This window comes from Phormidium pseudopriestleyi FRX01, assembly GCF_017313335.1.
Taxonomy (GTDB): Bacteria; Cyanobacteriota; Cyanobacteriia; order Cyanobacteriales; family Laspinemataceae; genus Laspinema; species Laspinema pseudopriestleyi.
The window spans coordinates 15,977-29,159 of the sequence record NZ_JAFLQW010000462.1 but is presented as its reverse complement, the minus strand read 5'-3'; the positions used below and the strand labels follow the sequence as shown (position 1 = coordinate 29,159).

The window sequence follows — 13,183 nt, the reverse complement described above, 5'->3', positions numbered from 1 at the left end:
TGCACAAGGGAATTACCTGCCACCATGTCTGAGCTACCAAAACTAATAGAGAATATAATCCGAAAAAGCTAAACAACAAGATAATGGTTTTCGCATACATTTGCAGACAATCACGAGCCTGGCGATCGGGATTTTGAAAAAGTTCGTCAACCCTTCGTCTTAGTTCCGTCTTAAACCCACTATTCTTGCCAAACTTCAATTTTTTTGCGGCCTCTTTTTCAAGAACCACAGACTGATGAGATTTATTGACCTGCATCTTGTGGCGAATCAGGTAAAGTCGTAGGGTTGTAAAGTTATCTGTATTCATGTTGTCCTCCTTTCCATGTCTGTCTTGTATTCTCCCTGACGCGCTGCTCCATAACAGACCAATTTCAGACTTGAGCCTGAGATTAAGAATTGGCTCAAGAATTGCGAAACTTAAAATCACTCCTAACAACAACGGTTAAAACAAATTGTATCCAAAATTCATCCCGTCTCAATAATTGCAGCAAACTAGCCGTTTGTTCTCTCTCTGAAGGATGAGATTTTGATTTCAGGCGACTCAACATAAGTCTGACTTTTCTCCGTTATTTTTTTGAGGAGAGAGATCGCTTTAATTTCAACAGCCTATAAGTCTTATTCGTTCGTCGCTTATTCTCATTAACTCGAGTAATTGAGAGTGAGGCTCAATCTCTGAAATCCTTGATAATTCGAGAACGCCAGACTTAACGGGAAAGGTCAGATTGTCGTCTCAGTTCTCTGCTGCTTCAATAGCAGTTTCCCTCATAACTGCACCCACGATTGATCGGATTCAACAAATTGCCAAATCTCAAAATGCTACCCTCGTTCAATAAATTCCGACACAATTCGATGAATTTGACCGGGATGGAGTCTTCTATTTAGTTTATGAACGGGGGATTCAGGGGGAATCCCTTGACCCTGAACTAAAGGACCGAAAACCTTCTACGTTCTCGTGACAATAAAATACAGATGCAAAGTAAACAATAATTCTACAATGCTTAGGGGACAAAATTTTGGAGATGTTGGAGATGTCTAATCAAATAAATATCTGTACTCCACAAGTCCACCGAACCGTTATATCATTGTGAATGAAGCTTGATTCACTCTCACTGGATCACATACCTTCGATTGAGGTTTGGGGATAATTAGACGATTAAGCCGCTTTGTTGACTAAAGTCATGGTCTAAGCTTAAATATAAGTTAAATAAAATTTTATATAAACAGTCGCTTCGATCCGCAATTTTGTCGGTCAGTGTTTCACCCTTGAGGGTGCGGATTTTTGCTAGAGCTATAGGGGCGATTCTCGAATCGCCTCTACAGATAAAGGTGGGTTTTCCAATATGCGTAAGTTTTGCCCTTCGTCGTCACCCCTGCAATAGTATCCGGCAAAATTCCTGATCCACCAGTTGATAGCGGGGAACTGGGGTATCGTATAGGCGAAAGAGTAAACCCGACTGCACTAATATCTCTAGGACTATCTGTAATGTCTCCGGACTGGTTCCGATTTCGGTTCTGAGTTCTTCTAGGGTTTTGCGGCAGGGATAGGGCATGGTGGGGGACTGTTCACAGTCTGGGGTTGGTTTGGCAAGGGTTTGGAGGGCGAATCGGGCGATTTGTATATTTTCTACGCCACAGTCAGAAATCGCCTCTCGGATGCCTCGTCGGAGTAAGGCTAGTTTGCCGCCATATTCTTGATATTCGCCTAGGGTGGTAATCTGTTCAGCTTCGAGTTGTGTGCCAGCTAACTGTAACATCAGCCCTCGCACTTCGGCGATAGTGCCTCGGGCTAAGTCTCTGACTAATTGCTCGCTGAGTTCGGGTTCTAAGGGAAATTCGGCCTGTTCTGTTAATCCCCTCATCGCCCGGTGAGCTGTGTCCAGGGATAAGTCTTGCAGGTGATAGCACAAGTTTTCTCGGGTCTCTTGGTTGATAAATTCTAGCGATCGCAGGGATTCGTTTTCGAGTAAATCAGCCAGATGTTCGGTTCGCAAACAGACGATCGCTTTGACAAAGGGCAGGTTTAAGCAGTCGTGCAAAAATTCATAAAACAGGTGGCGATGTGAGTCATGGGCGCTATCAAATAAGTCGGCATCCACGTCAAACAGCAGGGCGGTTAAGATGTTGCGATCGCCATTTTCTCCCAGGCGATCGCAGAGGTTGTGCAGAATGGGGATGCGATTTTGCTCATCGGTTGTGTCCCATCGAGGTAATCCCATCTGAGCAAAAGCGCGATTAAATACCTCAAGTGCGCCGCAGAACCAATCCCCTTGAATGGAGATAACCAGGGGTAATGCCAAATGCAGTCCGATTTGTTTTTGATGTAAGGCGGGGGCTAATTGGGCGGATAAGAGGGAGGATTTACCGACTCCTGCGGGACCATGAATCAAGGTGAGTTTGTAGTCGGGGCGGCCAATCCGGGTAATCGCACATTCGATTTCCGCCTCTCGTCCGGTGAGACTGGGCCCGGAATAGCATTTCCGGGGAAAGGGCCGATCGCCGATGCCGAGATGCAGGAGTTGGGTGGGATTCAGGGGTTGGAGTTGGGGTTGCAGGGGTTGGGAACCGATGAAGGCACGAAATCCATACTGATGTTCTAGGGCATAAAGTTCCTGTTTCAGGGCAAAGGCGGTGAGGCGATCGCCCCGATTGAAGTAGAGCGATCGCAATTCGCGGAGGATTTCACTGTATAATTGAGGATTACATTCCGGTTGGGCTTGAGCTTTCGCTTCCTCTAGGGTGGCAATGGCTTGTTTACTCTCACTGAGTGCTGAAAGCGATCGGCCTAATAATAACAAATACCATCCTTGATGATACTGGGCGGACCATTCTAGGAAACTGCGTTTTTCCGGTGTGAGAGTCGTGGCGCGGGAGGATTCCAGAATCTGGAGGGCGTTTAAGGCTGACTGCTTGGCGATCGCCCATTGGGAGTTCCAGAGGGCGACTTCCCCCCAATAGCCGCAATCCTGCGCCTCGGCGATCGGGTCAGGATATTCTTGATGCAGTTGGGTGGCGATCGATGCCACCTCTTCCAACCCATCGCGGTCCCGGAGTTTTTGCAGCACTTCCCCGAGGGCATTAATAAATTTTGCCATCAAATCCGGGCGGTGGGCTTGTTGGTAGATGGCGACACATTGCTGAAAATAGTCACGCGCTTGCCGGTAAGCTGCCTGGGCGGCCCCTCGATGTAACAGGGCTTCTCTATGCCAACAGGCACCGAGATAAAACAGCAAACAGCCATAGCGTTCTAAATTGGGGGTCGAGTTTTCCTCCGGTGGATTCTCTGACGCCGAGACAGTGGGGACGGCTTTTTGCCAAAAGGCGAGACTGCGTTGGTAAAATTCGCGGGCGGTTGTCAGTTCATCATGGCTGTAGGCGTTCCAACCCCGCACGAAGTCTAAACAGGCTTGTAAGTAGGGGTCCAGACCCTGCCCCGCCCGTTCAATATCTTTAATCGCACAGGCGATTTCCTGGCGATGGGTGTGGGTTAAGAGTTCAATAGCAGCGCCGACTTGCAGTTGATCTGCACCCGCTTCTAGGATACAGGTAAATAAATTTTCAGTAGTTTGGCGCAAGCTTTGAATCAATTTAGGGGTGGGAATTTCAAATTTAATGGAGGGTCCGGCCCAACTTTTGAAATTCGGGGCAAATTGGGTGATGCGATGGAGCAAATCGTCAGTTACCCAGAGAACTAAAGGGAAGGGAAACTGTTTGCGAAATTCGTCCCGAACTAAATCAATAGAAATTAATAATTCATCGATCGCCACTGCGGATTCTAATCCCAGAACCATGACCCCGGGGAGTGAGGGCAATTCCCCAAATTCCTCAATCATCTTACCAAATAAGGTGGTACTTAAGGGGGGTAAATGGATTTCTGCCACGGAAACCGGACATTTTTCCCGCAGTCGTTGCAGCATTTCTGTTTGCAAATGCCGATAATTGCACCGCACAAAAATGATGGCAAATTGTTCGGCAGACAAGGCGATCGCCCTCGATAGGGTATTTAGGGAGCGTTCGTTGTAAGCCGCTACATCTTCGGGCTGTTGTTGTTCCATAATAACTGCAATCTAAGTCGAGAGCGGCGATTGATTCTGGGGGGTCCGGTCCTTGTTTTTTAAGCAGAAGGATGACTCCTACTGGGATTTCGGCGCAAGTCCGGTGAGAATGGGAATGGGTTTAGTTTAGCTTAAACTGAACCGGATTTTGACCTTGCTCCGAGAAAAGCCCCTAGACTCATCCGGAGCATTTTGTCTGACATCTTTCCATGATAATTTAACTGGTGCCTGAAAATTTTGAGGGATTGTTTTAGTAACTCTAGTTGCGAGCATCCAATCCGGGATTTTTGAGCAGCCTCACCCCGAAATCCAGAAACTGGGTGAGGGTGGGTTAGTCCTGAACCTGTTAAAATCCAGCGTATCCTAACTCGGTCGTTTGGAAGGAACAAAGATGTTATCAAACCGCTTTAATCATGCTTTAACCTTTGCCACCGAACTCCACGCGCAACAACTGCGTAAGGGTTCAGGAGTGCCTTATGTGGCCCATTTACTAGGGGTAACGAGTATTGCCTTAGAATATGGGGCTAATGAAGATGAAGCGATCGCCGCGTTACTCCATGATGCGATCGAGGACCAAGGGGGGGCCGCTACCGGGGCCGAAATTCGCCGCCGCTTTGGAGATATGGTAGCGACAATTGTCGAAGCTTGCACCGATGCCGATTCTACCCCCAAACCCCCTTGGAGAGAGCGCAAAGAACTCTATCTGTCTCATCTTCCCACGGCTTCCCCTTCGGTCCTGTTGGTGAGTGCCTCGGATAAATTGCACAATTCGCGGTCAATTCTTCAGGATTATCGGGCAATCGGAGAGTCTGTCTGGGACCGATTTAAGGGCGGTAAAACCGGGACTCTCTGGTATTATCGAGCTTTAGTGGAAGCCTTTCGTTTAACAGCGGTTAATCCCTGGTTATTTGCCGAATTAGAGCGGACTGTAATGGCGATCGAACAGTTAGCCTCTGCGTCTTCAGAAATAACCAGATAAACCAGCCAGAACAGTTGGGGAATTCCCGCCCTTAATCGGGCCAAAAATTGTAGTCTAAATTACGATTTACTTGGGCTTTGTCAGGGGGAAAAGTCACCCATGAATTTAGGCGATCGCCCCTATGTAAAATCAGCGAACCCTGAGATAGAATAAAAAAAATTCAGTCTCCTACCTGCATGGAACTCGCCCTCGGCTTTTTAAAAAACGAACCCATCTTTGCCTTTGCCGTTCTGTTGGCGATTATTTTAGTCGTGCCAATTTTCTTTGAACGGCTACAACTGCCCGGATTAATTGGCTTATTGGCGGCGGGAGTGGCCTTCGGACCGAATGGATTGCAGCTATTACAGCCACAATCGGAAACCATGAAACTCCTTTCTGACATCGGGGTTGTTTACCTGATGTTTGTTGCCGGTCTGGAAATGGATATGACCGAGTTTAGAAAGGTGAAAAATCGCTCCATTGGATTTGGAAGTCTAACGTTTATATTCCCTCTGATTACGGGAACAATTATCGCCCGTTTCTTTGGTTTTAGCTGGAATGCTTCCGTATTAATTGGGTCTTTACTTTCCTCTCATACTCCCCTCGGTTATCCCATTCTCAGTCGATTGGGTTTGATGGGAAATGAGGCCGTGATGGTGACCATTGGCGGGACCATTTTTACAAATATTCCAGCCTTGCTAGTCTTGGCAGTCTGCGTGAGCATTCATGCCGGGAGTTTTAGTCTCGGAAATTTGGCAATCATGCTCATTCTGTTAACCCTTTATACCTGCATTGTGCTGTTTGGGTTTGACTGGGCTGGACGGGAATTTTTTCGGCGTTCAGGAGATGAAGAAGGCAACCAATTTTTGTTTGTGTTACTGGCAGTTTTCTTGGCCGCAGTTGGCGCTCAAATCATTGGCGTCGAAAAAATTGTCGGAGCATTTTTAGCCGGAATGGCTGTCAATGGAGCAATGGGTTCCGGTCCGGTGAAAGAAAAGGTAGTGTTTGTAGGAAGTGTCTTATTTATTCCCATTTTTATGGTGAATTTAGGGCTATTAATTGACCTACCCGCTTTTATCGAAACCCTGACTTCATTTTGGTTGACCCTGGCGATTATTTCAGGACTATTAATCAGTAAATTGGTTGCGGCATTGTTGACTCAATTGCTGTATCGCTACACTCCCACTGAGACTCTGGCGATTTGGTCCCTGTCCATTCCGCAAGTGGCGGCAACCCTGGCGGCAACGATTGTGGGATATAACACCTTGAACCCTTTGGGAGAGCGCTTATTGAGTGAAGAGGTCCTGAATACGGTGATTGTAATGATGTTAGTCACCGCCACATTAGGGCCATTTTTAACAGCGCGGGCGGCAGCGGGTTTGACCCCACCGACGACTAATTTTGATACGGTGAAAACGCCTTTTGATGAATGGAACCAGCCGAATGGTCCGTTTACGGTGATTGTGCCAGTTTATAACCCAGAAACGGAAAAGAATTTAGTAGAAATGGCGGCGTTGCTGGTGCGCCAGGAAGGGGGTCGAATTGTTCCGGTGTCGATCGCCCGGGTGATGGCGCAAATGGAAGCATCAGAGGTGGATGCCGCCCTGGTTCGCAGTGAAAATTTAGTCGCCGCAGCGGTGCAACTGGCTCAAGAATTTGGGGTCAAAGCAGAACCTGCGGTTCGGATTGATGATGATATCGCCCAGGGAATTGCTCATGCAAGTCGAGAGCAAAAAGCCAGTTTAATTGTCATGGGATGGGGGGAAACCACCACCCTGCGGGCGAGATTGTTTGGAAACGTAATCGATCGCCTCTTATGGACGGCGCATTGTCCCGTAGCAGTGACGCGCTTGCTGGGTTCACCCCTGCAAATGAAGCGCATTTTAGTCTCAGTGGATAATCTCGTGGCGCGGGCGGTGTTTTCCGTGCGGTTTGCCTATAGTTTAGCCCAGATGAATGGGGGACAGGTGACCTTATTCCATGTTTGCGATCGCCGCACACCCGAGGAGGTGAATGCTCGCATCCATGCTCAACTTTCGGCCTTAATCACGGAATTAGCACCCAGTAATCCCACACAAATTCAGATTGTGATTGCTCCGAATGATGATATCCCCGGGGCGATTCTCAACGAGGCGATCGGCTATGATTTGGTGATTCTCCAAGCGACAAAGCGGCGCACCATGTCCGGATTAGAGATGGATGATGTCACCACAAGTGTTGTCCAGGAGCTTTCTTGTTCTCTGGTGATGTTGGGATCAAGCTAACCCGACTCACGCACCCCACCCTAAAAACTGGGTTTCAAGAGCATAATTTTTGCAGTTCAATCCCGATCTTTCAGAGATCAGACTGACGCCAGTCAAGCTAGAGCCTAAATGTAGTAAAAGTAGGGTGGGCACTGCCCACCTTTCCCTACGGTGGGCAGTGCCCACCCTACAATCTACAATCCTGACCCCAGTCAAGCTAGAGCCTAAATATAGAGTAGGCTAGAGATTGCCTACCCTACATCTGTACTCCCTCTTTCTAAGGGAATGGGTCACCCATTTCCCCCATCCCTCCCAAACCCAGACTGAAATAACCCCTGGAGTTCAGCTAACTGTTACACTGTAAAAATAAGCTTGCCACAGTCAACCGTGGTCTTGCCGGTTCAATCCCCGGAGAGCCAAACAGTCTCGAAGTAAAGATACTTGTAGGGCAGTAGAAAGCAAGCGATGCAGAGAATAAGGAGGGAGGCAATGCTAGAAGACGGTCTTGGCACTCAAGTTGAAGATAGCCAGGAACTACTTGAGGATCAATTTGAAGAGGAAGACGAAGAAGAGTTAGAGGAGGAACTGACTATCCCGGTGAAGGATAGAAAGCTGGTGACGCATCCTTATGACTTTGTGATCCGATCGCTCAAAGCTCAGATTGATGACCAGACTCTGGTTTTGGCCGATAAATTTCAGCGTCGGCAAGTTTGGGACCAAACCAAATGCAGTCGGTTAATTGAATCTCTCCTGCTCAATGTTCCCATTCCCGTGTGTTATTTTGCAGAATTAGATGATGGGTCCTATAGCGTCATTGACGGCCAACAAAGGTTGACCGCGATTTATCGGTTTCTCAATAACGAATTTCCCCTACGGGCGTTAAAAATCTTACCCGACATTAATCGTAAACAATTTGAAGACCTTGAGGTTTCTTACCAACGATTGCTCATGTCTCGGACTATTCGTTGTATTGTCATCCTCAAGGAATCCCATCCGGATATTAAGTTTGATGTCTTTGAGCGCTTAAATACGGGCTTTGTCCCCCTGAATGCTCAGGAAATCCGCAACAGTGTCTATCGTGGCAAGTTGAATGATTTAATTTTAGAACTGTCCGAGGATGAGGTTTTCCAAAAAACTCGTCGGGTGCTGAATATCGATAAACGAATGCAAGATTGCGAAATGATTTTGCGCTTTTTTGCCTTCTTTTTTGACCCGATCGCCTATCGCGGCACCTTGTCCAAATTCCTGGATCAATACCTAGAACAGGGGATTTATTTTGACGATGAAACCATCGAGCATCATCGAGAAATCTTTAGAAAAACCATTGATGATGTGTTCGCGGTTTTTGATGACGGAGCTTTCCGGCGTTATACTCCCGATACGGGATGGGAAAAATCCATCAACCGGGCTATTTATGATGTAATCATGCTCTCGTTTGCTTATGTCAGTTCTGAGGACATTCGCAGCAGCAAAACCGAGATTATTGAGGCGCTTAAAAAAGTCTGTCAAGACCCCGCGTTTAGTGAAGCGATTACCTCCTCGACCAAAAATAGAGACCGGATTCAAACCAGGATCGACAAATGGCGAGATGCGATGGCCGAGATCGGGTTGGATGTTCCGAAAATTAAAATCGGCAAAGACTCTTAATGCGGGGAAAAGAGGGAGGATTGCATCACCCTCTTCAACCAACGGCCAAGATAGTTCTAGGATAATTTCAGGCAGCGAGCAATGGTGGCGATCACGGACTGACTGAGGGCGTCTAGGTGATATCCTCCCTCCAATCCGAAGACGATCCGGCGGGTCAGTTGCAAACAATAATCGGTGAGGATGCCGTAATCATCCGGTTGCAGGTCGATTCGGGCTAAGGGATCTGCGGCATTGGCATCATATCCAGCGCTCACGAGTAACAAATCCGGTTGAAACTCGCTTAAAAATGGCATAACCTTGGACTCAAACAAGACCTGATAGTCGGCGAGGGTACTGCCTGCGGGGACGGGAAGATTGAGGATGTTATTATAAGGGCCGGTTTCATGAGCTGCGCCGGTCCCGGGATAACAAGGATATTGATGGAGAGAACAGTAGGCGATTTGGGGATTTTTTTCGACAATTTCCTGAGTGCCATTGCCATGATGCACGTCCCAGTCTAGGATGGCAACCCGTTGCAGTCCATGCTTTTCTAGGGCATAGGTGGCGGCGATCGCCGCATTGGAAAATAAGCAAAATCCCATACCGCGATCGCTCTCGGCATGATGTCCCGGGGGTCGCGCCAAAACGAACGCCGGTTCCCCCGTCTCCAGAACGCGACTGACTCCATCCAACCAGGCACTCACCGCCAGCAGGGCCACCTCGTAACTATAGCGAGAAACCGGGGTATCCATCTCTAACCGGCCCCCCCCACATTCAGCCAAGATTTCGATTTCGTGAATATGGCGCGGGGTATGAACCCGCTTAATCGCCGACATCACCGATTCTTTTTCCCCGGGGGTCGGCAGGTGCCAGGACAGGCGATTGGCCCAGGGTAAGGCTTTTAACGCTTCGACAATGGCCGTTAACCGCGCGGGACGTTCTGGATGCGATCGCCCGGTATCATGGTCTAAAAATTCTTCTGAGTAAATTACAGAAAACAGTCCTTGGTTGTTGGTCATGGGTCATTTGTCCTTGGTTGTTGGTCATGGGTCATAGGTCATGGGTCATGGGTCATGGGTCATGGGTCATTGGTCCTGAGTTTTCCACAATCCAAAGGACAAATGACAAATGACAAATGACAAATGACCACTCTCCACTGATAATTATCCCCGGTCAAATAACACCCCAAAAATCAGCCAATTTTAGGCCATTGCCCTTGGTCCGAATTAGGTCAATCTATGTTAAAATATTAATCACAAATTAGGAAAGTTTAGATGCCGGGTAGCATCAGGTCAGTTTTCTGAATGATAGCTATTTAGTCACATTTTTGGAGTTTTTCATCTTATGACCATCTCCCAGGAGCGGATAATCCCGACGGATCTGCGGAATGAAATGCAACAGTCCTACCTCGAATACGCCATGAGCGTGATCGTAGGTCGGGCACTCCCAGATGCTAGGGATGGTCTCAAGCCTGTACACAGGCGGATTCTCTATGCGATGCACGAGTTGGGCTTGACCCCAGACCGCCCCTTTCGCAAATGTGCTCGTGTGGTCGGGGAAGTCCTCGGTAAGTACCATCCACACGGGGATACCGCCGTTTACGATGCCTTGGTACGGATGGCGCAGGATTTTTCCATGCGATCGCCCCTGATCAATGGTCACGGCAACTTCGGATCGATTGACAACGACCCTCCGGCAGCCATGCGTTATACGGAATGTCGTCTCCAGTCCCTGAGCATGGATGCCATGTTGCGGGATATCGACCAAGAAACCGTCGATTTCATTGATAACTTCGATGGATCGCAGCAAGAACCGATTGTCCTACCCACCCGCGTCCCCCAACTCTTACTCAACGGCTCCTCTGGTATCGCCGTGGGGATGGCAACCAACATTCCTCCCCACAACTTGGGAGAACTCATGGATGGATTAGTCGCGCTGATCCACAATCCGGAGATTACAGACATTGAGTTGATGCATTACATCCCGGGTCCGGATTTTCCCACTGGGGGCCAGATTCTGGGCGTGACGAGCATCCGAGAAGCCTATACCACCGGACGGGGTTCGATTACCATGCGTGGCGTAGCTGCCATTGAAACCATCGAACATCGCGGACGTCCGGACAAAGACGCGATCGTGATTACCGAGTTGCCTTACCAAACCAATAAGGCCGCGATGATCGAACGCATCGCCGAAATGGTCAACGAAAAACGTCTCGAAGGCATCTCCGATATCCGGGATGAGAGCGATCGCGACGGGATGCGAATCGTCATCGAACTCAAGCGCGATGCCTACCCCCGTGTCGTCCTCAACAACCTGTACAAACAAACCCCCTTACAGGCCAATTTCGGGGCGAATATGCTGGCGCTGGTCAACAGCGAACCGCAGTTACTCACCCTCAGACAGTTCCTCACCGTCTTCCTAGAATTCCGCATCGAAACCATCGAACGTCGGACTCGCTATGAACTGCGAAAAGCCGAAGAACGGGACCACCTGTTAAATGGATTGTTAATTGCCCTAGAGAATTTAGATGGCATTATCGCGCTGATTCGACGCGCAGCAGATACCCCTAGTGCCAAACAAGAATTAATCGCCAATTATGAATTTTCCGAAGTCCAAACTGACGCAATTTTGCAAATGCAATTGCGCCGCTTAACGGCCTTAGAAGCGGATAAAATTCAACAAGAACATGACGACCTGCAACTGACGATCACCGATTTGCGGGATATTTTGGCAAGGCGGGAACGGGTTTTAGAAATCATTGAAAACGAAGCGGCAGAACTCAAAGCCAAGTTTTCTACCCCCCGTCGTACCGTCATCGAACACGCGGAAGGGGAAATCGATGTCACCGACTTAATCGCTAATGAAAAAGCCCTGGTGATGATTACGGAACAAGGGTATATCAAGCGGATGCCGGTGAATACCTTTGAGGCGCAAAGTCGGGCCACCCGAGGCAAATCTGGGGCGAAGATTAAAGATGATGATGGGATTGCCCATTTCTTAACCTGTCGCGACCATGATGCGATTTTGTTCTTCAGCGAACGCGGGGTGGTGTACTGCCTCCATGCCTATCAAATTCCCACCGCTTCTCGCACCGCACGGGGGATGGCAATCACCCAAATGTTGCCCATTCCCTTTAATGAAAAAATCACGTCTCTCGTCTCGGTTGAAGAATTCTCCGATGATGAATATTTAGTGATGCTCACCAAAGGCGGTTACATTAAAAAAACCGCTCTTTCTGCCTTTTCTAATATCCGCGCCAATGGATTAATTGCCATCTCTTTATCCGAGGGCGATGAATTGCGCTGGGTCCGGAAATCGCGACCGGAAGATACAATTATCATCGGTTCCGCGAAGGGAATGGCGATTCATTTCAAAGCGGATCATAAACAACTCCGTCCTCTGGGTCGTGCCACCCGAGGGGTGAAATCCATGAATCTCCGGAAAGGGGACAATATTATCAGCATGGATGTGCTCCCCTCCCAAGTGACTGCTGCAATGGAGGAGGCGATCGAGGATGAAAACCTAGAACTCGATGTAGAACTCGATGCAGAACTCGATGCAGAACTCGATGTAGAACTCGATGCAGAACTCGATGTAGAACTCGAAGAGGTGGATCTGCAAACCGAGGAAACAGAAGGGGAAACAGAAGAAACCGAAGGGGAAGAGGAGAACGTTGCCGAAACCTATGCTTATCCTGGACCTTGGGCTTTAGTGATTACAACTGGCGGGTTTGGGAAACGGGTTCCGGTGACGCAATTCCGCCTGCAACGACGGGCCGGAAAAGGCGTTTGTGCGATTAAGTTCCGCAATGAAAAAGACCGTCTAGCGGCCTTGCGAATCGTCAATGAAGATGATGAATTGATGATTGTTACCAATCGCGGGATTATTATTCGGCAGGCGACTAAAGCGATTTCTTCTCAGTCGCGATCGGCGCGAGGGGTGCGAGTTCAGCGTCTCGATTCCTCCGATGCGATCGCCGGAGTTGCCTTAGTTCCCGCATCCGGTGAAGAAGATGACCTCACCACCGACAACGGAACTGAAATGGAAATGGAAATGGAAATTGAAGCTGGAGTTGATTTAGTCACAGCATCCAGTGAAGAAGATGACCTCACCCCGGACAACGGAAGCGACGAGGAAAATTAAACCCCTCTGAACTGTTAAAAGTTACCACAACCGGCAGGTTTTTGAGCCTGCCGGTTTGTGGGATTTACTAGGACACGGGTAGCTATAGCAATTTTAAATCCGGTTGTTATATAGCCAGTCTAAATCAGTTTGACATAAAGAAAGCGAGCAAGATGCTCGCA

General features: G+C 48.5%; 6 protein-coding genes and 1 pseudogene. 4 read left to right on the top strand and 3 right to left on the bottom strand.

The features are described from left to right. Positions 1-307: pseudogene (locus tag J0895_RS17565) on the bottom strand (hypothetical protein); the annotation flags it as partial. 1,057 nt (positions 308-1,364) lie between these two features. Further along, entirely contained in the window at positions 1,365-4,052 is a 2,688-nt protein-coding gene (locus J0895_RS17560) for an ATP-binding protein (RefSeq protein ID WP_207089307.1), read from the bottom strand. 391 nt (positions 4,053-4,443) lie between these two features. Between J0895_RS17560 and J0895_RS17555 the strand changes: the two genes are divergently transcribed. The 3 genes from J0895_RS17555 (at position 4,444) to J0895_RS17545 (ending at position 8,900) form a co-directional block, all read left to right on the top strand. Beyond that, entirely contained in the window at positions 4,444-5,031 is a 588-nt protein-coding gene (locus J0895_RS17555) for an HD domain-containing protein (RefSeq protein ID WP_207089306.1), read from the top strand. A gap of 176 nt (positions 5,032-5,207) precedes the next feature. Beyond that, positions 5,208-7,274 carry a cation:proton antiporter domain-containing protein gene (locus J0895_RS17550; RefSeq protein ID WP_207089305.1) on the top strand — a complete coding sequence of 689 codons (2,067 nt, stop codon included), beginning with the start codon at positions 5,208-5,210 and terminating at the stop codon, positions 7,272-7,274. A 468-nt stretch (positions 7,275-7,742) separates the two neighbouring features. Next, complete coding sequence (locus J0895_RS17545) at positions 7,743-8,900, top strand: DUF262 domain-containing protein (RefSeq protein WP_207089304.1); 1,158 nt, start codon at positions 7,743-7,745, stop codon at positions 8,898-8,900. Positions 8,901-8,956: 56 nt separating this feature from the next. On the opposite strand, the gene J0895_RS17540 is transcribed toward J0895_RS17545, so the two are convergent. Further along, positions 8,957-9,880, bottom strand: a complete 924-nt coding sequence (locus tag J0895_RS17540; RefSeq protein ID WP_207089309.1) for a histone deacetylase family protein — start codon at positions 9,878-9,880, stop codon at positions 8,957-8,959. A 343-nt stretch (positions 9,881-10,223) separates the two neighbouring features. On the opposite strand from J0895_RS17540, the gene gyrA reads away from it, so the two are divergent. After that, the gene (gene gyrA, locus J0895_RS17535; protein ID WP_207089303.1) at positions 10,224-13,022 is read left to right on the top strand and encodes a DNA gyrase subunit A; all 2,799 of its coding nucleotides are present in this window, start codon (positions 10,224-10,226) and stop codon (positions 13,020-13,022) included. The last annotated feature ends 161 nt before the right edge of the window (positions 13,023-13,183 follow it).